This window comes from Variovorax sp. Soil_C_26 (assembly GCF_057657075.1).
Map to the genome: position 1 here is coordinate 160,905 of NZ_JBDGJC010000008.1, position 22,171 is coordinate 183,075.

A 22,171-nucleotide genomic window follows, 5' to 3' on the forward strand; every position below is an offset into this window, starting at 1 on the left:
CCGTGTCACCGGCTGCGGTTTTGGGGAGGGTAAGTGGAATCGTGTGTGCGGTCCCTTGGTGCACCGGGCTCGGTCCGTCGGGTATCGCTAGTCGCACAGCGTTGCGTGTTGCCGTCTGCTGCGCCCGCACCAATGCATAGCAGGCGCAGCGAGCGCGGAGCATGGTCCTCCGCGCCGTCGTGGACAACCTCGCGCTGATTGCGGGCCTGCCAAGGCGTGGCAGTTGCCGCCACGCCTTGCGCCCGCATCAATGCCGCAAACTGCTCTCGCCATCGTCGCAGCGTATCCCTGCGAACACACAGTCGTTCGCCTGGTTCGTACTCCGGCTCGGATTTGACGCTCAGGTGGACATGAGGATGGGCCTGGTCCGTGTGAAGCACCATCGCATATCGGTACTTCGACGAGAAGTTCTGACGGGCAAAAGCGCGCGCAGCGGCAATCACCTTGCGCGGCGGCGTCCCATCCGGCATCGATAGCACGATATGGTGCAGCAGCTTCGCACGCGTGTCCTTTCGGCCTTTCGGCGGCTTCGGCCGGTACCCGCTAGAGCACAGGTCAAGCTGCCATCCGTCGACCAGACGACTGATCGCGGAACGTCCATGCACCAGCTCGCCATCGTCCGTTTCGATGTCGAGCTTCCCGTTGCGGCCGATGTAGGTCAGGTGCGCCAACGCTCCTTCGATGTCTCTTGCGCCGCCGGATATTTTCACCACCACTTCGGGTCCATCGGGATTGGCTGCCCTCGCCAACTCGACCGCTCCGCCGCTTGACCGGCAAGTGGCGACGGGCCCGCGTCGGCCGTGGCTCACGAGGTCCAGCTCCAAGCCTGGCGTGCGGGGCAGCACCACCAGATGCCTAGCCATGACCGGCTTCCCAGCTCTTGAGATTCGCCCGCACCACCGAAGCAACCGCTTCACGGACCGATTGAACGGCACGCGCGAGTTCCATCAGGCCGTCCGGCGTGCAGGACGCAGATACTGGATCGTGTCGAGACAGGCGCAACATTTTCAGATTTCGGTCAATCGCGCCTAAGCGCCCAGCAAGTGCTTTGAGAGCATCGATTTCCGCAGGAGGCATGACCTGCGCGGTGCGCACGTGCGCTCGGATCAGCATCGAGAGATAGCGAGATGTCTTCATGTGCCGACTTGCGGCACGGGCTTCTGCCAACGCCCGGTCGCCAGGCCGCAACCTGAGCGTGACCCGGTCACTTGCTCTCCTGGGATCCGGCATCTCCGTCAGTACGTTGTGTGTGTCTCCAGCGAAGCTGGCACCGAGCAGCCTATCGATGGAAAGTGCAAGCAGCGCGGATTCCGTAAGCCCTTGTCTCGAGGCGAGCAAGGCAAGGGCCGCCTTGGTCTCGCGGGGGACTCGGGTTGAGACGACAGCGGGGCGTGGGGCGCAACGCATCAGGAAATCTATTGGACGTATACGATGGCTGACATCAGTCTATCCTGCCCTCATAGCAACACAAGGCCGCCACGTTCGGCATGCCGAACAGTCGAGATGCGAACATCGCATCCAGTAGCCGGAGCCGGAACGCAGGCATCGGCGACACACTTGCGCCGCCATACGCCCTAGGCAACGGAGTTCGCGAAGCTTACGGAGCGGCCAGGTCTCCTGGCTGGGCCATCGAGCGGGCGAGGATGAATTCGAACGCGTCGCCCGCATGGCGCGCAGCGGTGAAGATGGCGCTGCGATCGCCGCGCAGAACGCGCAGCCAGCTCTCTAGATAGGCCGCATGGCCTTCGATCGTCGCTTCGACCAGGCCGCAGTGCCCCAGCACGAAGGCGGCGCCGAGTTCCGCAACCAATTCCTCAAACGCATACGCACTGTCGCCGAAGCGCTGGCCGAAGCACCGACTCAGGCGGCTCGGGTGACCAGTCCAGTGGACCAATTCATGCAGCGACGTCGCGCAATACGCTTCGCCACTCGTGAAGCGCTCAGGCAGCGGCAGCCGGATCTCGTCGAGGTCCGGCAGGTACATCGCGCGCTCAAAACCATGGCGGATGGTGGGATTGCAGCCGCCAAGGAGCCGCACCGCAGCTTCCACCGGTCCGCCAGCGAATGTCTCGGGCGGTGGACCGAGTGCAGCCACCTCGCTCGGGAGCCCAGCTATTTGAGCCACGTTGAACAGCCAGAACGGCCGACACAGGAGCCGGCCCTCGAACGGCGCATGCTGCACCCGCTCATCGGCCGGCGGATCGCGATCCTCGTCCACGCGCTGGCCGCGATCTGAGAGCGCGCGCTCGAAATGCACGCACATCACAGCACGTTCTCCGCGCCTGACCTGGGCTCCCAGCGAGGCCGCCTGCTTGTAAGTCAGCCAGACGTTGGAGCTGTAGCCTTGCTCGATCGCCTCGTCCCAGAGAACCAGCACATTCGCGCCGCGATAGGCCTTGCCTGTCTTGCCGTTGCGGGGCATTCCGCGGCCGGCTGCCCGCAGCCAACGTTCGCGAAAAACATGGCCGCCCTTCTCGAGCATGGCAATGATCCGGTCCGTGAGGATCTGGCGCGGGTCCTTGCGACCGATGGATCCATACTTCGATGCCCGATTGCTCCCGAGCGCTGCTTTTGGTGAGCCCTCGGGGGGTACGGGGGGAACGCCCGTGGCTGCCAAGGCATCTGACCGAGATTGGCGAACGGGATTGCGTACTGCGCGCATGACTGGGCCTTTCTGCGGGGTGTGCCGCGGTGGTTGAAGATCTGCTTTCGGAGCCGCCTCGACGCATGAAGAGCGAGTGAAAGGGGCGATGTCCAGGGACCGCCCGGAAGCCGCAGCCGAACAGCGAGAGGACCGGGTGAGGACGGTGGCGAAGCCCGAGCCCTGGACAACGGCACGCGCGAGCTATGCGTCGATCAAGAGGTGGCCCGAAGGCGGATGTGCCGCCGTACTGCCCGTCGCACAGGCCCGTGATGCGCCTCGCAGCGACATTGCCCTTGCTGCTGCCGCTTGACGTAGGCACAACGATCCGGCCTCAGGATCTTGTGCGCATGGAGCCGGCGAGAAGCGCGGCCGATGCCGTCCTTGCCGAGGAACTGACCGGTCGAGCATCCTGAACCTCCGGGCGGGCCAGTCCCTCATTTCATACGGCTTCTCGCCGCTTCACAACTTGCACTTCTCACAGGGGGGCCTTTCTTTGCCTCTCGCCATGTGGCGATGCATGGCATCGAAATCTTCGCGTCCGTCGGTACTTCTGGAGGTACCTGCACTTGGCTTGAACCACGTACCGACAGCAAGGGAATGGCGATGCCGCTGACAGACACATTCGTGAGGCAAGTGAAGCACAAGCGCGCCCCGACTGGCGAGCGCTACGCAGAGGGCGGCGGCATGTCTTGCGTCAATGGGTTGCCGGCAAGTACTGGCGCAAAGGCGATCGCTTCCAAGGCAAGGCCAAGACGAGTCGCTACCTTGGCGCAGCAGCGCCACCAACTCCTTGTGTGCCGGCGATCTGCTCGGGCGACCAGCATTGCGCCATCAATGCTCGAACCTTGCGCCACAGCGCGCCCTCGAAGTGGAGCTTGCACAGGCGCCGTGCCCGGCGTCGTACGCGGCGCGAGCGAGCGCCGGCCCTCACCACGTCGTAGCCACCCGCGATGCGCGGGCGCCCGATCGTGTCGAGCTCTGCATCGGCTTCGAAACCGCTGCGTCCCGACTCTCGTGTGATGGTGCTGGGAGCGCGCTGCAAGGTCCGGGCGATCGATCTGGCACGGTGGCCTTGCAGCTTCTTCCCCATGATCATCCCGCGCTCTCCGTCACTCAACTGTTCGTAGCTTCTGTTCATGCAAGCTCTCTCCTTCGGGATCGAGTGTGTTGCACTTCGAACTGGAAACCGTCCGTGTTTCAGGTTTCAAGCTGACGGATCTCCGGATGGTCCGGAATCAATCGTCACGGTAGCGAAACGTGCATCCACCGCATGTTCCATTGGCATGCGCCGACGCGCCTCGCGCGCGGACATGCCGAAGCGCTGGCGAAAGAGCTTGCTGAACACCGCCTGGTCGGAAAAGCCGCAAGCGTAGGCGATGGCGCCGATGCTCAGCTGGCCGCCTTTGGGCTGCTGCAGATAACCCAGGCTCTTGAGCAGGCGCTTTTCGCGCAGGGTCGCGTGCACGCTCATGTCCTGCGAAGAGAACAGGCGGTAGAGCTGTGCACGCGACAGCCCGGTGTCCCGTGCGATGTCGACGACGCTCAGGTCATGCCGATGCAGGTTGCTCTGGAGGAACCGGTGGACCATCTGCAGTCGATCCACGGCGGGCGCGGACCCGGCCAGATACACCGAACCGAGCAACGTCTCAGCAGTCTGGAAGATGCCTGCCAGGACCGCCTGCCGCTCATCAGATCCCAGCGCGACGCCATGGTGGCCAAAGGTACCCAGCTGAGATGCCAGGAAAGGCGCGAGCGCAAGATGGCCGATGGCCTCGATCGAGCGCGCCCTTGCCGCCGGCGCCTGGCCGATCAGCTGCACCAGCCGCGGCCTGGCGGGGCGCACGATGCTGACGCGCGCGTGGTCCCAGCGCCCACGCAACGGCTGCGCCACGTCACACAGCAATGCGCTGCCGGGCCCGAAGCGGGTTTGTATGCCGTTGCTCTGCTCGACCGTGAGCGTGCCGCGCTCGATGAGCCACAGGCAGATGTCGGCCTCTCGAGGCGCGCCGATGCATCCCAGGGTCGAGCGCATCTCCGATGCAGGCACTTCGCAATGCGCGACAGTTCCGTTGGAGTCTTCGCAAAGCACGCCATGGCCGCGCACCGCATCGTCCGATGCGAGCTCCAGGTGCATCGATCTGAAAATGTCCGTCGTGACTTCGCTGCGATGCGTGGCAGCGCTTCGGCCGGCGGCCGAGACAAAGCGCCGTCCGCCGCCGAACGCGGAAGAGGCTGCCGCCATCGACTTGTCCGAGGCCGTCGGGTCTGCCCGGAGGCCAGCGCGCGAGGCTCCTGTCATCGCGCTGGATGGCCAAACAGCAGGCATGGCAGGCGCGCTCGGAGTTCCGAAGGGTTCCATCACGGATCTTCGCGTCACGGCGCGCCGCCGGGGGCGATCAGCGCGTCGAACATCGCCTGCAGGGTCTGGGGCGACTTGCGGCGGCTGTCCAGGCTCCAGCACGCGCCCACGCGCGGCGGGACCGAAACCTGCATGAGCGGCTCGCCAGAGGCGCCCGGCGTGCGAATGTCCACCAGTGCCTGCGCCTGTCCGAGCTGCTGCGCGGCGAGGCGCTGCTTCTCGGCCGCCATCTCCACCAGATCGCGGGCGAGCTTCGTGAGCTGGGCCTGCGTCTTCAGGAGTGCGTCCTGCCCCTGCATGTCGTACCGCACGGTGATTCTGCTGACCTTCATGGCCTCGAGCCGTGCGCGACTCTGGGGGAAGTCGAGCACGCCATAGTCGCGTGTGCCGTCGCGGAACTCCCCCACGAAGTCGGCCACTCCGGTGGCACCCGCAAAACGCCGGCTCAGCGTGAGCTCGCCGAGCCGGATCTCCAGCGTGGCCTCCCCGCACGTCGCAGCGCTCCATTCGAGCTGCTCGGTCACCGGGAAGTTGTAGTTGTTGATCACGTTGGCACGCGCGGCGCAACGCAGCGTGAGCGTCGTCAGGTAGGGCTTGACCGTGGCCCCCGGATTTACGCCGGTGGGCTGCGCGGTGAGGGTCAACGGCAGTGGCACGGCGCGCAGGGTCTCTGTCTGGCGGCGGGTTTCGGCCAGGCGTGAATCGATCGCCTGCACCGCCTGGCTGGCTTCGAGCTGCTGCTTTTCGATGTCGGCCTGGCGTTTGCGTTGTGCAAGTTCGAGCTGTTGCTGGCCGACAAGCTGCTCGACGCGCTTGTTCACGGCGCCGTTGAGCAGCGGCAGGAAGTCGGGCGTCACGGGCAAGCTGTAGCCCAGCGTCTCGACCATGCCGAAGCGCGTCGCGTCGCGCCGCAGGAACGGCTTTGCAGGCCCGTCGACGAATGCCCATACGGTGCCCCGGGTGCCGAACAGCTGGTCCATGATCTGGGTCATCGAGGTGGCGCTCTGCAGCGGCCACATGACACTGGTCTCCCAATCCTTCTGCAGGACGCACGAGGCCTGCTGGTCTACATAGCGCAACAGCAGGTGCGAGGGACCGCTGGCGAGCTTCCAAACGACCGCGCTTTCGCCGCCGTCGAAGCCCGAGTCCTTGCGGAGCTCGCGCATGGCATCGGTCACGGCATGCAGGCGGGAGGAGGAAACGGACGGGTCTCTGCCGAAAGCATGGAACTCACCCGCCAGCGCCATGGACTTGCCTTCGCCGTCGAGCGCCTCTCGCATGACCGCATCCAGGCTGGCGTCGTACATCTTCAACTGCTTGCGCAGGGAGAGGTCCCGCCGCACTGTCTCGCGCCCGAGCGACAGGCTGGACGTGCTCGCCTTCAGCGCCCGGCCGCCGACCGCGTCGAGCGAACTCATCAGCGACACGGTGGCACTGTCCGCCAGCATCGCGCCGGTCCGGGTCTCGACCTGGAGCCGCCCCAGCGTGCGTGACAGCAGGAGCCAGGGCGGCAATTCCTCGTCGCGGAGCGACGCGAATTCCTGCCGCAGCCGCTCGATCAGCATCGTGTAGGGATCCTGCCGGTGGGCCACGCGCGCCAGCACGGTTCGCCAAGCGGCTTCGCTTGCGAGGAGCTGTTCGCCGGCTGGAAAGCCGATCGCGAAATGGTGCCAAGCGTTGGCACGCTGCAGCCGGTACCAGTGCTCGAAGCGCAACCTTTCACGCGCGAACCGGGGTCGATCCCGGACCGCGCTTGCCATATCGTCGAGGAACCGGTCGATGGCGCGCTGGCCCTCAAGCGTGAAGGCCACCGGCACGCGCGGGGCGGCCAGCTCGGCTGCGGCAGCCTTGGCGCTCATGCCGTCCGCGGCGCCCGCCACGGGCCGCCAAAACAGGGCCAACGTCACGTCGTCGCCCAGCAAGGCATCCGCCGGCAGGTCCAGCAGCCAGGCCAGTGGCAAAGCCCCGGCATAGGCCTCCTGCTCCAGTTGCATCTGCGAAGACGCGAGCCGGGCATCGAGGAACCCGTCCTCATCCGGATGCCAGGCAATGTAGGAGAGCCCAAGTCGCTCCAGCCGGTGGACCATCTGCGCGTCGACGCGGCGGGCCGGATCGACCGGCAGCAGACCCGGCAACCCGTCGAGATCGCTGCGCGAATCACCCGCGAGGCGCCGCTGGATGTGATGGATGCGGCGCACCAGGTTGTACGCGCGGCCCGCGCGCAACTGCTGGGTCGATATCCCGCTGTTCGGGCCCACATCCTGAAAGGCCTCGTAGTTCCCCCTCTCGATGTAGCGGCGAAAGTTGGAAACAAAACTGCGCTGGAGCTGCTGCTCGAGCTCGCCCACCTCGCTGGTCGCCACCATCCATTGGCCGACCCAGCGGTCGTTGCGCCTGTCGACCACGGCCAGTGCGTCGCTGATGCGCTCGAGCGTTCGCGCATCCTCGTCGAGCTTGCCGACGAAGCGCGCATCCAGCGGGTAGGTCTCGCGCACCAACCCAACTGTCGTGCGGTTGTGCTGGAAGGCCGCCGCCATCAGCAAGACGGCCGCAAGGCACAGGGTCACCCACGCGAGCAGCCCGAGGTGGCGCGTGGCCCGCCGCCAGTGGTTGACCAGCGCGGCTGGAAGGCCGGCGTTGCGGTCGCGCGGCAGGACGCGGCCAAAGAAGTCGTGCAGGAACAGGCCCGTATGGGTCGTGCGATGCGCGGGCACCGGCGCCAGCAGCTCTGGCAGCAGGGTCGAGACGGCGCCGCCCTGCTGCGCGCCGCTGCTGAAGAACAGGCCGCGCAGGAAGGGACTTTCCAGGTAGGGATGGTCGCTGAAGCAGGCGTCCAGAAACAGGCGCAAGCCGGCCTTCACTTGCGCGAGTTCGCTGGGGAACATCAGCAGCGCCGGCGTGGCGCCGGGCGCGCGCGCCGCCAGCTGCAGGCGCAGCAGGCCCAACCGCTCCCCGATGCGGGCGAATGCGCGGTCGACGAAGTGCTGCTCGCTGTTCGTCGCCAGATAGCCCATGGCATGGTCGAGCGCGCCGGGTTCGAGCCGCGCCGACCAATCCTCCCAACCGTACAGGTGGTCGCACTGCGTCACGAGCAGGTAGATGGGGAAGCGCCGGTCGAAGAGCCGGATCAGCTGCTCGATGCGCTCACGCAGCACCCGGCCCTCCTCGGCCAGGCCATCGCGATCGGGGTGCTGCAAACGCCGCACGTCGATCGTGAGCACCAGGCCGTTGATGCCCTCGTGCGGACGGTAGCGCGCGAGCTGGTCGAGCACCACGCTCCATTCCTCGCGGTCCTCGCGCGAGCCTTCGGCTTCCACGTAGCGGCCGGCGCAGTCGATCAGCACGGCATCGTCGAAGAACCACCAGTCGCAGTTGGCAGTCTGCAGGATCGGCGCGTTGCGGTCGACCTGTTGCAGGGGCAGGCTCAGCCGCGAGCGCGTGAGCGCCGTGGTCTTGCCGGCGCCCGAACGGCCCACCAGCATGTACCAGGGCAGCACGTCGAGCGGGTTGCCGTGGCGCCGCAGGCCTGAGCGCCGCAGCGTGTCGACGGCCATCTTCCAGCGCCGCTTGAGCACCGCCTGCGGCGCCATCGCCTCGGTGCGCAGGCGCTGGTCCATGTCGGTCCGCGCGATGGCGCTGCGCGAGCGTGCCGCCACCAGAAGGCGGCGCAAGAAGCGGTAGAGCAGGTAGAGGCCCACGGCGCCGCAGACGAAGGCCACCGCGCTCCACCATGGCCACCCGAGGTAGAGCGACACGCCCCAGCCGAGCAGCGCGAGCAACGCCAGCACGCAGGCCCAGACGATCAGTTTGCGGAGGAGCTTCATCAGATCAGGGGCAAGATGGCCTGCACCTCATTGCGCAGCACCAGAAAAAAGACCAGGTACAAGCCGCAGAGCACCAGCACCGGCACCGTGAGCACCAGCACGCTCAGGCGCGAGAGCGCGAACCGCCGGCGACGCGTCGTTCCCCTGCCCTCCGGCGCCTTCAGTTCGACGCCCGGGAACACCAGCGCGGCCACCTCCGCCGCGTCCAGGCCCCGCGCATTCGCCTGGGCGAGCACGCGACGCATCGCGCGAAGCCGTATGTCGGCCAGTGCGCGCCCTGCGTCGCCAGGGTCGCCATGGCCGAAGCGGCCCGTAAAGCCCATCGAGAGGCACAGCACATAGACCTCCTGCACGTCGGTCTGCGCGTCGCCAAGCCTGGCGAGCCTTTCGAAAAAGGCCACGCCCGCATTCGACACGTTGAAGAACTGCCGCTGCAGCAAATGGCGCTGCCAGCTTCCGGCGTGCGGCCAGTCGCAGGTGGACAGCGTTTCGTCGACCCAGGCCGCGACCGCGAACAGTGCACTGCGCAGGTCGTCCTCGGGCGTTCCGATGGCGAGCGCTTCCTGCTGCGCCAGCACCAGCAGCGGCTGCAGCCGCTCGGCCGTCGCCGCGGCGTCGCCGTCCGGGGCCAGAGCGAACTGGCGCACCACGGCCAACACCGGAATGAAAGCATCGACCAGTTTCACGGCCTACCTTCTGACGACGGCGATCTCGGCGCGAAGGTCGCTTGGCGCATCGAGCCACGACAGCGAGATCAAGCCGTCGCGCGTGATCGACTCCCACTGCCGGCTGATCTGCTCGATGCGGAAATAATGCGAATCCGCGCGCCGCGGCAGCCCTTGCGGCGCCACCGGCAGGTGGATCAGCTCAAGGCCCGGCAGCGCCAGCGAGCGCAGTCTGGGCATCTCGGCGGCTGGCCCAAGCCGGGCATCGTTCGGTATCGCCTGGGCGATCGCGAGGGGAATCGAGTTGCTGCGAATGAGCAGGTAGAAGCGGTTGTGCTCGCTGAAGAGGCGCTTGGGCAGTTCGCCGTTGTAGAGATGGTCGCCTTCGGGCTGGAGCTGCACGATGAATTCGGCGCCCACGGTGATCTCGTTGAGCATGTGGGTGATCAGGGCATGCGTGCGGGCAAAGCAACGCCCGATCTGGCGATGGTCGTAGGCCGGAACGCCGGCGGTGCCATCCTCGGCCTCGCCGAACAGGTTGAAGCGCTGCGAGAACGAGCTCAACTCACCCACCAGTTGTCGCAGCACGCCATAGACCGCCCAGGGGTGCAGGTTCTCGACCTCGCTCAGGTGCTGCAACTGCGGACTGAAGCGGTTCATGGTTCGCAGCGCCAGCAAGAGCACCACGTCCGCTGCGTCAAGCCCCGCGCCGCGGGTCTCGCCCGGGGCCTTGTAGGCCTGAAGCTGCCGGGCCCGGCCCGCGAGCTCGTCGCGGATGTCGCGGACCTGCTGCTGCAGCCACTGCGAGCCCGTCATCGCATAGCAGGGTGGCACGTGGTCCTCGACCAGCCGCACCAGGGCGCCGTCGCGCACCAGCCTGGCGATCGGCACCAGCTCGTAGTCCTGCAGGGCTTCGATCTCGCCGTCCAGGAAGATGCGCAGCACGAACACCAGCGAGCGCACCTGCGCGGGAGGCGCGCTCGAATAGAGGTCGGGTACCTCGTCGCTCGCGTAGGTGGTGGCGTACCGGGTGGGTGCGAGGGCCGCATCGGCGATCTCGTCGACCGTGCTGACGTTCGACTCTGTCGCGTGCAGGCGGCGCAGTCCCAGGTAGACGGTCAGCGGCTCGTCGCCCTGAAACTGCTCCGTCGTGAAGCTCCGGCCCGCGATCACCGCATTGCCCGGGTACTCCACATAGGTGCGGTCGCGAAAGAGAACCCGGGCCGATTGCAATTCGATGCGCTGGTTCGCGATGGCCGCAGCGCCCAGCACGAGCTCGCCCACGCCCCAGAAATGCGGCTGACCGCTCTCCAGCGCCGGCTTGCGCTGGAACTGCTGGTGCAGGTCGGACTGCTGAAAATGCTGCGGCTGCAGGAACATGCCCTGCTGCCAATAGATGCCGGCCTTCTCGTTCATGGAATGGGTGCTCAGAGTTTGCGGGTGGACGGATCGAGGGCCTCGCCGGACCGGGGCGCGAGGTCGATTTCGCGGCCTCCCCCGTCCAGCGGAATCCACGCCGATTCCTTCTTCGGTATCGGGTAGGCATTGAGCATGCTCGCCGAGACGATGCCTTGCGCGCCCAGGTTCAGCCGGATCGCCAGCGGCACCGGCTCGGCGCTGTAGGTGCTCGAGAGCCAGCCCTTGCTGCTCACGGTGAGCGGCACTTCGAAGAGCCGGGCGTTGCCCTCGGCATCGAGCTGGTAGTAGCCGGCCACGAAGCCGACGTAGCGACCCTGCTGCGCCCGGTCGAGCGCGAGCAGCGTGCGCCGGCCCGGCGCCACCACATACCGGCTGAGCTGCAGGAAGTCTGGGCCGGCCTGGCCGCTTGCGAGCACGTGCGACATCCGCTGCGGGTCGGATTTCAGCTTCTGGAAGGCTGCGGCGTCGGTCATCTGGAACACGCTCAGCAGCAGCGTGTGCGGCACGTTCTCGTGGAGGTTGAGATCGGTGGCGGACGTGATCTCGATCAGCACACCGTCTTTTCCTGCCTCCCAGCTGACCTCGGCGCGCGCCTGCCTGGCCGTGTTGCCGCCCATCGCGGAATTGGCTGCCGCGCAGCCCTGCAGCACGGCGACGGCCACGGCACCCAGCGCCAGCGCGGCGGCCCATCGGCGGCTCACGAACGCCCTCCGGCCATGTTGCCGATGAAACAAAGCGCGTGTCGATTCGCAAGGCGCACCGAGGCCCGAGCCCGTACGATGGCGGACCGCTTCCGCCTTGCCCTTGCATGCACTGCCTGCCCTTCTCTCTTCGGTTCGCCTGGACCTCCGCCGTGTTCTGCACGGCGGCCATCGCAGGGGGTTGCGCCCATGCACCCAAGCCCCCACCCGGTGCCGAAGCCCAGCCGGTTGCCACGCCGCCAACCGTGGTACCCGCCCCGACTGCCGTCGGCCCGTTCAGCATCGCTGCGGTGCTCGCGGTGTACCGCACGCAGGTGATGCAGAACGGCACGCGCGAGCGCTGTGGCGTGCAGTTCGCAGCGCCGCCCGAAGCATCGCTGTGGTCGCGGATGTTCTCCTCCGAACCCACTGCAGAAGGCGATGTTCCGCCACCGGCCTTCGCGCCCGAGACCGTCTGCGACCCGGTCGCCACGCAGCGCCTGCAGGCCGCACGCTATCGCGTCACCTACGGGTTCGACGGCGAGGAATACAGCGTCGATCTCGGCTACGACCCCGGTGCCGCGCTGCGCCTGGATTCGCTCGGGCACGTGATCGGACCCGCCCTGCTGCCCTGAGAAGCTGTGAACCATGAGGGCGCTGGCCTCAGTCGAGTGCGAGCAGCGTGGCATCGGCATCGTCCTCTTCCGTGTAGGGCATCCACAGCACCGCCTCGGGGCGTCCGCGTACGCGTGCGTAGTACGACATGGGCCCGGCCGGCGTGGCGCCGACCTCGTTGCGCAGGGCCCAGCCGGTGAAGGTGCGCCCGGCGCTCTCGAGCTTCAGGCCCGCTTGCCCGTAGGCGATGGTCGATGTCTCGGGCAGGCCACCGCTGGGCCCGGTGGCGTGGAAGTCGATCGAGGCGCCCTCGCCTGCGACGGCGAACATCACGCCTTGCCAACTGCCCGCACCGGGGGCAAGTTCGATCCATTGACCGAGTTGCGCGTTGCCGTGGACCGAGATCCGGTCGGCGCTCGCCGCGGGCCGGCGCCCTGCCCGATGCACGTGCGCGACCAGCTTGGCGGGCCAGGCCGCGCCAGGCGCCAGCACGAGCGCATCGCGCAGCTGCGCGGGCAGCGCGGCACGCGCGGAATCCGACGCGCCTCCCGCACCGGCGTCGTCGGGCCACAGGACGGCGATTCCGAAGTCGCCGCCCAGGGCACTGCGCAGGTTCGCGGCGATCAGGTTGAGGCCGTAGCGCACCGACGGGTCTTCCAGCGCCTTGGCATCGGCAAGCACCAGCCAGAGCGCGGCGCGCCGCGCGACGAACGCATCCACCATCGGTCGCCAATCGACTTCGAGCACCTTCTGCGACGTGGTCTCCCATGTGCCGCCCAGCGCCTTGAGGCCATAGCGCGCGAGCGTGCCGGCCACGGCGGACAGCCGCTGCGGATCGGGGGCGAGCGCGGTGACGGCGACGATGGTCATTGCGCTCTCACGCGGTGCGCAGCGCGTCGGCCACCGCGTTCAGGACCTTGGACGCGGCCGCGCCGAAGGCAGGCGTGCGTGCGTTGCTGGTCTCGCCGCCGCGCCAGTTCAGCATGAAGGCGAAGGTGACCGGCACGTTGTCGAATCGCATCTGCCCTGCCAGGGACAGCGCATGGAAATCTTCCCAGTCGATGCTGCCGCCCTTGCCGTAGGAAATCACGTCCGCGGGCACCACCTGCCACAACGCCGTCGCCTGCGAGGAAACGCGCTTGAACTCGCGCAGGCTGGCCGCCGTGGAGAAGTACTTGCCGGTCAGCACCTGCTGATACCAGTTCACCAGGTCGGCGGCAGAACTCAGCATCGACTCGGTGGGATTGATGACATCGGTCCGCGAGGCAAATCCGCTGCTCTCGCCGTTCTGGATCTTCTGCATGCCGGGCCAGCCCAGGTCGACCCCGATCGGGGCGCCCGCCAGGTAGGAGAACACGCGACGGGTCGAGTCGAAGATCTGCGTGTTCGTGAGGCCCGCCTGCGCGATCAGGCCGCGAACCCGTTCCGGTCCGGCCGCCGCCATCGCGATGTCGGTGGCCGTGTTGTCGCTGCGCGCGATCATGGCGTCCAGCACGTTGCCATAGTTCGATGTGCCGGTGAGTTCGCCCAGCACCGGGCTTCCGAGACTGCGCTGCATGTCGCTCACCTCGCAGCGGGTGGACAGGCCGACGCTGCTGCCCTCGGCCTCGGCCCCGCGCAGGAACTGGGCGAGGATGAAGGTCTTGACCGCGCTCGCTGCGAAGAGCTTGCGCTCGGTGCCCTGCCCCGCAGACCAGGGCGTGAGCGGTACGTCCGCACGCACCATCGCGCCCGCGGTGTCGGGCGCCATGGCCATGAACTCGCTGATCGCCTGGTTGACGGCCGCGGGCGCAGACTGGGCAAAGCTGCTGAAGCTGCTGCCCCCGCCGCCACAGGCCACGAGGGCAGGCGCTGCAATGGCCGCGGCGGCGCTGCGAAGCGCCTGTCGACGGCCGGGCAATGGAAGGGTGTCGGTTGGGGGTTTCTTGCCTGGGTGGAATTTCATGTGGGTTCCTCTGTTTCCGATTCAGCTGACGATGACGACTTTGGATTGGCTTGGTGCGAGCACCGCGCCCACGGCGTTGCCGGCGTTCTGCTTGGTGGGTGTGGACAACCGAACGGCGGCCTGGCCCTCGAACTTGACCTTCGCGCTGCCGGCGATGAACTCGACTTCGCCCATCACCTTTCCCGACACCGCGCCCCCGGCCGTGCCGAGCTGGTCGCCGTTGGTGAGCGGAATCTTCGAGGCCTTGGTCAGCGCGGGCATGCCGCTCACCAGCACCTTGGTGGTCGGCGAATCGCCCATCGGCGGCACGCCGATGTTCGGAAAGGGCGTGGGCACCGGTCCCAGGGGCGTGGGCACCTGGCAGACATCGGGGGTGGCCAGGCACTGGCCGCCGGCAAGGGTCACTGCGAACATGGGTGGCGCCCTTCAACCGAGGTCGATGCGTTGGCCGTCGATCTTGACGGTGCCTTCGGCGAGCACGGTGGCCTGCCGCGCATGCAGCTGGGCATGGCCTTCGACCTCCCAGCGCGTACGCCCGGCACGCAGGTCGTCGAGTTCTTCGACCGTGCGGAAGCTGCTTCGCACCTTCTGCACCAGGCGGCCGACCTGCGCGCTGAGATCGCGTGCGAACAGCCGCATCTCGCCGACGACCCCGGTGAAGCTGCCGGCCGAGGCATTCGCGTGGCCGAAGCGCAGGTCGCCCCGGGTGGCCTCCAGCGTGAACTGCGGCGTGCGCGCCCGCAGCCCGGAGGACGCCGTGATGCCGACCTCGCGGCCTTCGATGCGAAGGCTCCCCTCCTGCGTCACGAGCCTGGCGCCGCCCGGCAGCTGCAGCGTTGCCTGCGCTGTCGCCGGGCGCGACAGCACGGCCAACACGTGCTGGCGGCAGGGCAGCACGCTCGTCGCGCCATTCCGCGGCTCGGCCAGCGGCATGTCGGACACAAGGCACAGCAGCACCACGTCGCCGTCTTCCGGCGCCAGCAGACAGCTGGGCGCGACCTGCGCGCGCTGCTCGCCTTCGCTGCTGCGCACGAACAGCCAGGCACCGGCGCCACCGCAGACGGTGCCTGTGACGAGACGGGGCCCGGGCTCTGCAGCGCGGTCGAGCGCGCAGGTCGAGAGGGATGGGTCGTGGTTGCTCATGGGGAGGTGCTCTCAGGAAAGAGTGGCCGGCGTCGGGCGCCAGTCTTCGGCGCGGGCGCGCCCGGCATCGGTTGCATGGCTGCCGCGACGCACGGCGTCGCGCCAGTTCGTGCCGCGCTCGACGACGCGATGCAGGTTCGCGCCGCTGAAGTCGGCATGGCTGCAATCGGCGTCGCTCAGATCGGCATGCGAGAAGTCGCTGTCGACGAACACCGCCCGCGCCATCTGCGCGCCCTGGCAGCGGGCACCCGCGAAGTTCGATTGCGTTGCGCGCAGCTGCACCAGCCGCGCGGCCACGAGATCGGCACGCGCGAAGTCCGACATCTCGAAGTTGGCTTCGTCCAGCAGCGCGCGCGCCAGGCGTGCATCGCCAAAGCGCACGTGCAGGCCCGTCGCACCGCTGAACGCTGCGCCCTCGAGCATCGCGTGCTGGAACTGGGCCTGCCGCAGCTGCGCCTTCGAGAAGTCGGCGCCCGCGAGATCGGCCCGGTTGAACTGCGCCATCAGCAGCACGCAGTTGCCCAGTCGCTGGCCCGCCAGCCTGGCGCCGGCGAGGTAGGCTTGGGTCAGGTCGGTGGCGTCGAAGCGGGCGCTGCCCAGGTCGGCGTCCATGGCGGTGAAGCGCTGCATCAGCGCGCGGCTGAAATCGGTGCCGTCGAAGCGGCACTGGTACGCATCGACGCGCAGCAGCGCGGCATCGGTGAAGCGGGCTGCCGACAGATCGCATCGGTCGAGCGTGGCATGGGTCCATCGCGCGCCTGCGGCATCGACCTCGCGCAGGCTGCATTCGCTCATCGAGATGCGCTCACCAAGCGAGTCGCGCAGCAGCGCGCCTTGCAGGTCGCAGGCTTGCCATTGGGTGGCCGTGAGCATGGCCTCGGCGAGCACGGCCCCGGCCAGCGTGCAGCGCTCGAAAACGGCGCCTTCCAGGTTGGCACGCTCTAGCCGCGCCTGTCGCAGGTCGACGTCGCGCCAGTGCACCCTGGAAAGGTCGCACCCTGCGAAGTCGAGTCCGGCGACGCTGGCACCGGCCAGTTGGCGGCCGCCCTGGGCAACTGCCGCCAGGGCGGCGTCGGCATCGGCGAAGGAAGCGGGTCCGGTCGCGTTCATGCCTGTCGCGCCTCGGGCCGGCCCGGGATCTGCATCAGCGTGCCTGTGGTGAGTGCGCCCGCCGTGTGGGCATTCACGATGGCCGAGCCATAGGCGTCGATGGCGTGCAGGTTGGCGCCGCCCAGTTGCGCGCCAGCGAGCTGCGCATGGCGCAGCGACGCGCCCATCAGGTTGGCACCGGAGGCGTCGGCAGCGTCCAGCGCGGCGCGGGAGAAATTGGCGCCCCTCGCATTGGCGCGGGCCAGCAGGAGTCCGGCCGCGCGCGCGCCGCTGAAGTCCGCGCCTTCCAGCGAGGCCGACTGCATGGCCGCGCCCTGCAGGTCGACGCCATCGCTCCAGGCCGCGCCATCGAGATTCGCGCCGCGCAAGTTCGCGCCCGCGAACACGCTGCCCACGCCGGCGCGCGCGCCGCGCAGCTTGGCACCGCTGAAGTCCGCCTTCGGCGCCTGCGTGGCATACCACTGCGAACGCTCGGCCTGGACGCAGGCCAGCACGGCGCCTTCCATGAGCGCTCCATCGAAGCGCGCGGCCGTCAGCGTCGCACCTGTGAGGTCCGCGCCCTCGAGCGCGCAGCCGCTGAAGTCGGCTTGTTCGGCTTGCAGGTTCGCGCCACGCAGGCCGGCCATCCGGCTGCCGCTGAAGTCGGCCCTGGCGCACTGGGCGTCCTGCAGGCTGGCGGCGTTGAACGCGCTGCCGCTGAAATCCGCCGCGTTCAATGTGGCGCCTCCGAGTGCGGCACCGGTGAACCGGCTGCCGGCCGCGCGCACCGACTGAAAGCTGGCGTTCGTCGCATCGACGCCCTCGAAGCTGGCCCCCTGCAGGATGGCCTGGTCGAAGCGGGCGCCGGCGAGTCGGGTGCGGTCGAAGCGCGTCTTCTCGAGCGTGGCCGTGCTGAAGTCGGCGTTGGACAGGTCGAGCTCGCTCAGGTCCAGGTCGTCCAGCTTCAGCCCCGCGAAACTGCGGCCCTCGGCCTGCCAGGTGATCACTTCCTCGCGGTTGGTCGGAGGATGAGGCGCGGGCGCGGGCGCGGGCGCGAACGCGGGTTCCGGTTCTGGTGCAGGTGCTGCTGGTGCCGCCGCGATGCTCGCAGGCGTTGGGGCGGCCGCTGCGCCGGTGGCCGACGGTGCGCCAGGCGGCGGCAGCGCCGACGGCTTCGCATCGATCAAAGCCAACGCCGGAAACTGACGCATGAAGGAAACCGCATCGTCATGGGCACCGCGGCTGCTCAGGAAGTCAGCCACGTCGTCATGGTCGATGCCGTTGTCGCGCATCACCTGCTCGGTGTTCAGTCGCATCTGCCGTGTCTGCGCCTCGATGTCCGCCAGGCTCACGTCGGCCGGCGGCAACGCGCCCTGGCGCCCGCGGATGAACCCGTCGACATCGGCCTGCGTGAGGCCGTGTTGCGCCAGCACGGCCGCGCGCTCAGCCTGCAGCTTCTGCGTCATGGCATCGATCTCGGCCAGCGACACGTCGCGCACCGGCGGTGGAGGCGGCTGCATCATGGCCTCGATCTGCGAGCGCGGGATGCCGTGCTCGGCAAGCAGCCGATCCGTCTGTGCATTCATCTCGGCCGTGAGGCGTTCGATCTCGGCCGATGCAGGGTCGGCAAGCACTGCGGGCACCGGGGCGGCCACGTTCGGCTTCGGGGCTTGCCCCGGCGATGCCGAATCGGTCGCACCCGCTGCAGCGGGCGCTGCAAGCACGGGTGCTGGTGCCACCGTTGCCGCTGCCGACCCCGCGGCCGCCGGGGGCGGCAATTGGTCGCGGTAGTGCGCATCAGGCAGCGGCGCGTCGCACAACCGCTCCCAGCCCATGACGAGGCAGGCAACGTCCTGTGCCTCCTCGTCGTCGATCTCCAGCGTGCCGCGGTAGAGCACCGCGCCCAGGCCCAGGCCCGGCATCAGCCAGAGCGTCTCGGCACGGGTGGCGATCTCCCTGAACCCGGCCTGTTCGCCCTGGCCGCGAAGCGCCGCGAAGCAGCGACCGCGCAAGGCCGGCAGCGCGCTCTCGATGTGCGGCTGCTCGGGATGCAGATGGCTCAGTTCGATCGCCTCGTCGCCGGCAAAGAATCCGGCCAGTCGCTGGTCCGGCGGCGCGCTCTGGAAGTAGTCGCCGCCCGTGTCCTCGGGCAGGTGCGGCCAGGTCTTCTGCAGCCAGGCCGTGCCGACGGCGCCCAGGTGCCGCTGGCGTTGCGGCGCGCCGCTGTCGACACCCCAGTAGCCGGCCGGCGCCGGACGGTCGCCCATGAAGGCAATCGGATCGCGCGGGTCCTCCACGTTGGGCAGGGCCGGCGCGGCCTTGCCGAGCGCGTTCGCTTCGTTGCCCGGGCCGCCGAAGGCGTTGGCCGGCACGAGGGGCATGCGTGTGAAGGGCGCGGTCGCCGACATCGTGCCGAGTGCGCTCCATTGCCGGTCGCCATGGACGATCAGGGGCTTGACCAGGCTGCCGACGCGCGCGCGCACCGCGAGTTCGGTCACGGCCTTGGCGCCGGGCGCACAGGCCTCGCCGTAGATCAGGAACTCGGCCTTCGGCTTCGGGTAGCCCTCGTCGAGCACGGCCGGCGCGCCGGGCGCCTGCGCCAGTCGCTGCCACAGCTCGGTTTCGGGGCGCAGCGCATCGAGGCCCGCCGACGCCAGCGGAAACAGGGCCACCAGGCCGACGGCCAGGCGGTCCTGTGCCTGCCATCGCAGCGCGCGATGGACGACCGCCATGTTGTCGGGCTTGATGATCTTCATGGTCGAGGTCTCAGCCCAGCTTGACCAGGGCGCCGTCGAGGCTGACGCCGAACGACTGGAACTTCCCCGATGCGGATCCGCTTGTGAGCTCAAGGCCCTGATCGCTGGCCTTCCACCCCGAAACACCAAAGGTCAGCGAGGCCGAGCTGCTGTCGATGCTGATGCGCCGGGTCGCCGAGGCAACGTTGTTGGCCGCCACGCTGATCCGCACCTTCGGCGCAGCCAGGTCCAGGGCATCCGCTTCTGCCTTCACCGTGCCCTGCTTGGACTGCAGGCTTGCCGTGTCCTTGCCCACCGAATAGGAAAAGCCCGTCAACCGGTTGCCGACGAGGTTGCCCAGGTGGCCCGTCGGCGCATCGAACTCGAGTTCGTCGGCAGACAAGTGAATGCGCTTGGCGCCCATGGTTATTTCGCCCCCGGTCGGCGGATTCGCATTCCAATCGGTTTTCTTTTTTGCCTGGATGCTCACGCCCTTCGAGGGCGACATGTCGAACTCGCAGTGAACATCGAGCGCCTGCATGGGTTGGAACGCCGGTATGCCCGCGTCGGGGCCATTGACCGTCTGCTTGATGCCGTCCACCCCCAGGCTCATCTCACTCATCAACTTGAGGTCCTCGATCTCGGCCTGCAGCTTTCTTGCATAGGCCTGCATCAAGGCCATCGCGGTCACATTGGAAACTGCATCCAGCCCGAACTTGCCGATGATGCCGGGCCAGCCCTGCAGCGTCTGGCGATCGGGGTTCGAAGAGGCGGCGTGTTCGGCGGCGCGCTTCTTGTACTTGTCCTCGATTTCTTTTTCTTCGGCGAGCCGCCATGCCAGCCTGTCGGCGTCGGTCTTGACGTCTGAAGGAATCAGCTTGTTCTTGAGACCTTCCTTTTCGCTCGCCTCGTCCTTGGCCTCGTCCTCGGCGAACTTGGCGTCCCTGGCCTCCTGGTCCTTCTTGGCCTGTTTCTGCTTCGAGCCCAGTGCAGCCCCGCCGGCGCTCGCGTTCACCGCCATGCCGAAGGCGGTGGACTGCGCGAAGTTCAGCGCCGTGTAGGCAGCGATCATCGCGCGCAGCTTCTGCTTCGACTTCTCCAGTGCGGCAGAGGTGGCCTCATCCTCGAACGCGCCGGCCTGGATGGTTGCCGTGTCGTTGGATTTGCCCCCGAAGGAGCGCGACAGGCTGACCCCGCTCGAGTCGTCGATCGAGAGGTTCTTGAGGCCGTCCGAGCCCTTGAACGCGCCCATGGCGGGAAGCGTCCCCAGACTCATCGACCAGCTGATGCTGGAGGACGCGCTGATGCCGATGCTCGTACCCATCGAGACAGCATTCGAGAAGGCCGCGCCGATCGACGCACTGGTACCGAGCGAGAGTGAATTCGACGGCCCGAAGCTCATCGCGTTGTTGTTGCCGAAGGACACCGCGTCCATGCCGCCGGTGGTGGCCTCGTAGATGCTGCCGCCGCCCTCGGGATGAACGGAGCCGATGCCGATGCTGCTCTTGTGAAAGGGCGAATGCAGCCAGATCACTTCCTTGCCCTTGGTGTCGGCCATCAGCACCTGGTTGCCGCCCTTGGTGCTGATCAGGTTGTCCTGCGGGTTGCGCTGGTCGACCACGTTCGGGTTCTGCGAATTCGGCACTGCGCCGACGATCACAGGCTGGTCAGGGTCACCGTCGGTGAACGACAGCAGCACCTCCGCGCCCTTGTGAAGCGGAAAGTGCATGCCGTGATCGCTGCCCGCGTAGGGCGAGGCCATGCGCACCGGCGCCGAGCCCTTGGCCGCACCCTTCTCCGTGCGGTCGAAAGGAATCTGCACCTTGTACTGGCCGTAGGCGTCGAGCTCGGCGTAGTCGCCGCTGCCCTCGGCGTCGACCGTGGCGTTCATGGTGCCCGCCACGCGCGGCTTCGGTGTGGTGCGCGAGGGACGGAACTGGGCCGCCGCCGGCAGCGCGAGGAAGCTGTTGCGATAGCTGGTGTGGCCCTCACGCTCGTCGAAGGGGGTCTTCAGGCCCGCCAGCAGCGCGCCCGCCTGCGAGCCTTCATGCGTGATCTCCGTGACCAGGTAGCGGCCGTTGAAGTCGTCGCGGTAGTGGTGCGACAGGTCCATGAAATAGCCGGTGCGCAGGCCCACGGCGGTGGATTCGCCACTGAATACGCGCTCGCCGCAGCGCAGTTCCTGCGCACGGATGTTGGCGTAGCGCTGCCCCTCCTCCTCGGTGCGGAAATTCTCGCCATACAGCATCTCCTCGCCGATGCCGTTGGCCGCGACCTCGACTTGTGCCACCAAGGGCACACCCGCGCGTCGGTGGTTGTAGTCCTGCAGCACCAGGCTGCGCGGCAGCGGTCGCGTGCGACAGACGAAGCCCTGGACCGAATCCGGCGCCAGTCCGACATCGAGTTCGTCGGCCGGCCGGTAGTTGACCGCCACCGCCTGGGCGGGTTGGGCGATCTTGCCGTCGAGCAACACCAAGCGGTCGGCGCCATCGACCTGTTCGAAATAGTAGTAGATGCCCTCGCGCTCGAACCACCGCGAGACGAAGTCCAGTGGCGTCTCCTGGTACTGGCAGACATAGCTGCGCGGGCGATAGCGCTCGATCAGCCTGAATTCGTAGTCGTTCGCCGGGCTGAAGCGCGCGCCCTTCAGGATCGCCTCCACGATCTCCGGAATGGTCTGCTCGTGCAGGTAGACCTCGGAAGACCGGCAGAGCGAGAGTTGCCACAACCGCGGCACCAGCACCGCGCGGTAGAAGGTGACGCCGCCAGCCTGGTGCAGCTGGTCGAACTCGGCCAGCACGCCCGCATACGGGGTGGCCTGCGCGCGGCCGTCGGGCGCGAGGATGCGCAGCTCGGCCTTGGCGGCGAGCACGCGCGCGAGGTCCAGCTGCGCGTTGTCGGAGACGAGCAGGAGTTCGAAGCGGTAGGGCTTCGAAATGGCCTCGAAGCCGCTCATGCGCACGACCGCGAAGGTGTCGCTCGGGCAGGCCGCGCTTGCGAACTCGAAGCGGCGGTCGGAGGGAAGGCGATCGGAGAGGGTGCGCATGGCTTGG

The 22,171-nt window shown here is 67.9% G+C and carries 17 protein-coding genes; 1 reads left to right on the forward strand and 16 read right to left on the reverse strand.

Annotation, left to right across the window (positions count from 1 at the left end; translation table 11 throughout):
* Nucleotides 1–5 precede the first annotated feature (5 nt).
* The 9 genes from AC3A6G_RS21980 to tssJ all read right to left on the reverse strand — a co-directional run bounded on the left by AC3A6G_RS21980 (nt 6) and on the right by tssJ (nt 11,612).
* Entirely contained in the window at nt 6–863 is an 858-nt protein-coding gene (locus tag AC3A6G_RS21980; RefSeq protein ID WP_487874539.1) for a relaxase/mobilization nuclease domain-containing protein, read from the reverse strand.
* Entirely contained in the window at nt 856–1,137 is a 282-nt protein-coding gene (locus AC3A6G_RS21985; protein WP_487861969.1) for a hypothetical protein, read from the reverse strand. The genes AC3A6G_RS21980 and AC3A6G_RS21985 overlap by 8 nt, the downstream gene beginning before the upstream one ends.
* Nucleotides 1,138–1,597: 460 nt before the next feature.
* Nucleotides 1,598–2,482, reverse strand: coding sequence for an ArdC family protein (locus tag AC3A6G_RS21990; protein ID WP_487861968.1), 885 nt, complete (start codon nt 2,480–2,482; stop codon nt 1,598–1,600).
* Nucleotides 2,483–3,404: 922 nt separating this feature from the next.
* Nucleotides 3,405–3,782, reverse strand: a complete 378-nt coding sequence (locus tag AC3A6G_RS21995; protein ID WP_487874540.1) for a helix-turn-helix domain-containing protein — start codon at nt 3,780–3,782, stop codon at nt 3,405–3,407.
* 66 nt (nt 3,783–3,848) lie between these two features.
* Entirely contained in the window at nt 3,849–4,886 is a 1,038-nt protein-coding gene (locus AC3A6G_RS22000) for a helix-turn-helix transcriptional regulator (protein WP_487874541.1), read from the reverse strand.
* Nucleotides 4,887–5,017: 131 nt separating this feature from the next.
* The gene (locus AC3A6G_RS22005) at nt 5,018–8,827 is read right to left on the reverse strand and encodes a type VI secretion protein IcmF/TssM N-terminal domain-containing protein (protein ID WP_487874542.1); all 3,810 of its coding nucleotides are present in this window, start codon (nt 8,825–8,827) and stop codon (nt 5,018–5,020) included.
* Nucleotides 8,827–9,513: a DotU family type IV/VI secretion system protein gene (locus AC3A6G_RS22010; RefSeq protein WP_487874543.1), complete on the reverse strand. Its 687-nt coding sequence runs from the start codon at nt 9,511–9,513 to the stop codon at nt 8,827–8,829. Before AC3A6G_RS22010 ends, AC3A6G_RS22005 begins: the two co-directional genes overlap by 1 nt.
* 3 nt (nt 9,514–9,516) lie before the next feature.
* Nucleotides 9,517–10,908: a type VI secretion system baseplate subunit TssK gene (gene tssK, locus AC3A6G_RS22015; protein WP_487874544.1), complete on the reverse strand. Its 1,392-nt coding sequence runs from the start codon at nt 10,906–10,908 to the stop codon at nt 9,517–9,519.
* A gap of 11 nt (nt 10,909–10,919) precedes the next feature.
* Nucleotides 10,920–11,612, reverse strand: coding sequence for a type VI secretion system lipoprotein TssJ (gene tssJ / locus AC3A6G_RS22020; protein WP_487874545.1), 693 nt, complete (start codon nt 11,610–11,612; stop codon nt 10,920–10,922).
* Between the two features lie 152 nt (nt 11,613–11,764).
* Here tssJ and AC3A6G_RS22025 point away from each other — a divergent pair, with 152 nt between their 5' ends.
* The gene (locus AC3A6G_RS22025) at nt 11,765–12,226 is read left to right on the forward strand and encodes a hypothetical protein (RefSeq protein WP_487874546.1); all 462 of its coding nucleotides are present in this window, start codon (nt 11,765–11,767) and stop codon (nt 12,224–12,226) included.
* Nucleotides 12,227–12,254: 28 nt separating this feature from the next.
* Here AC3A6G_RS22025 and AC3A6G_RS22030 read toward each other — a convergent pair whose 3' ends face one another.
* From AC3A6G_RS22030 to AC3A6G_RS22060, 7 genes are read right to left on the reverse strand one after another with little or no spacing between them, the layout of a single operon-like run.
* Nucleotides 12,255–13,076, reverse strand: coding sequence for a hypothetical protein (locus AC3A6G_RS22030; RefSeq protein ID WP_487864995.1), 822 nt, complete (start codon nt 13,074–13,076; stop codon nt 12,255–12,257).
* Nucleotides 13,077–13,083: 7 nt separating this feature from the next.
* Nucleotides 13,084–14,151, reverse strand: a complete 1,068-nt coding sequence (locus AC3A6G_RS22035) for a serine hydrolase (protein WP_487874547.1) — start codon at nt 14,149–14,151, stop codon at nt 13,084–13,086.
* 21 nt (nt 14,152–14,172) lie between these two features.
* Nucleotides 14,173–14,565, reverse strand: a complete 393-nt coding sequence (locus AC3A6G_RS22040; RefSeq protein ID WP_487874548.1) for a DUF4150 domain-containing protein — start codon at nt 14,563–14,565, stop codon at nt 14,173–14,175.
* A gap of 12 nt (nt 14,566–14,577) precedes the next feature.
* Nucleotides 14,578–15,294 carry a DUF3540 domain-containing protein gene (locus tag AC3A6G_RS22045; protein ID WP_487861957.1) on the reverse strand — a complete coding sequence of 239 codons (717 nt, stop codon included), beginning with the start codon at nt 15,292–15,294 and terminating at the stop codon, nt 14,578–14,580.
* Nucleotides 15,295–15,306: 12 nt separating this feature from the next.
* Nucleotides 15,307–16,404: a pentapeptide repeat-containing protein gene (locus AC3A6G_RS22050; protein ID WP_487861956.1), complete on the reverse strand. Its 1,098-nt coding sequence runs from the start codon at nt 16,402–16,404 to the stop codon at nt 15,307–15,309.
* Nucleotides 16,401–19,139 (reverse strand): DUF2169 family type VI secretion system accessory protein, encoded by a 2,739-nt coding sequence (locus AC3A6G_RS22055; RefSeq protein WP_487874549.1) that lies wholly within the window; start codon nt 19,137–19,139, stop codon nt 16,401–16,403. Before AC3A6G_RS22055 ends, AC3A6G_RS22050 begins: the two co-directional genes overlap by 4 nt.
* 10 nt (nt 19,140–19,149) lie before the next feature.
* On the reverse strand, nt 19,150–22,164 hold the full coding sequence (locus AC3A6G_RS22060; protein ID WP_487874550.1) for a type VI secretion system Vgr family protein: 3,015 nt from the start codon (nt 22,162–22,164) through the stop codon (nt 19,150–19,152).
* Between the last annotated feature and the right edge of the window lie 7 nt (nt 22,165–22,171).

Bases quoted from the DNA above. Each gene is read 5' to 3' on its own strand.
- AC3A6G_RS21980 (WP_487874539.1), bottom strand. From the start codon at position 863: ATGGCTAGGCATCTGGTGGTGCTGCCCCGCACGCCAGGCTTGGAGCTG.
- AC3A6G_RS21985 (WP_487861969.1), bottom strand. From the start codon at position 1,137: ATGAAGACATCTCGCTATCTCTCGATGCTGATCCGAGCGCACGTGCGC.
- AC3A6G_RS21990 (WP_487861968.1), bottom strand. From the start codon at position 2,482: ATGCTCGAGAAGGGCGGCCATGTTTTTCGCGAACGTTGGCTGCGGGCA.
- AC3A6G_RS21995 (WP_487874540.1), bottom strand. From the start codon at position 3,782: ATGAACAGAAGCTACGAACAGTTGAGTGACGGAGAGCGCGGGATGATC.
- AC3A6G_RS22000 (WP_487874541.1), bottom strand. From the start codon at position 4,886: ATGGCGGCAGCCTCTTCCGCGTTCGGCGGCGGACGGCGCTTTGTCTCG.
- AC3A6G_RS22005 (WP_487874542.1), bottom strand. From the start codon at position 8,827: ATGAAGCTCCTCCGCAAACTGATCGTCTGGGCCTGCGTGCTGGCGTTG.
- tssK (WP_487874544.1), bottom strand. From the start codon at position 10,908: ATGAACGAGAAGGCCGGCATCTATTGGCAGCAGGGCATGTTCCTGCAG.
- AC3A6G_RS22030 (WP_487864995.1), bottom strand. From the start codon at position 13,076: ATGACCATCGTCGCCGTCACCGCGCTCGCCCCCGATCCGCAGCGGCTG.
- AC3A6G_RS22035 (WP_487874547.1), bottom strand. From the start codon at position 14,151: ATGAAATTCCACCCAGGCAAGAAACCCCCAACCGACACCCTTCCATTG.
- AC3A6G_RS22040 (WP_487874548.1), bottom strand. From the start codon at position 14,565: ATGTTCGCAGTGACCCTTGCCGGCGGCCAGTGCCTGGCCACCCCCGAT.
- AC3A6G_RS22045 (WP_487861957.1), bottom strand. From the start codon at position 15,294: ATGAGCAACCACGACCCATCCCTCTCGACCTGCGCGCTCGACCGCGCT.
- AC3A6G_RS22050 (WP_487861956.1), bottom strand. From the start codon at position 16,404: ATGAACGCGACCGGACCCGCTTCCTTCGCCGATGCCGACGCCGCCCTG.
- AC3A6G_RS22055 (WP_487874549.1), bottom strand. From the start codon at position 19,139: ATGAAGATCATCAAGCCCGACAACATGGCGGTCGTCCATCGCGCGCTG.
- AC3A6G_RS22060 (WP_487874550.1), bottom strand. From the start codon at position 22,164: ATGCGCACCCTCTCCGATCGCCTTCCCTCCGACCGCCGCTTCGAGTTC.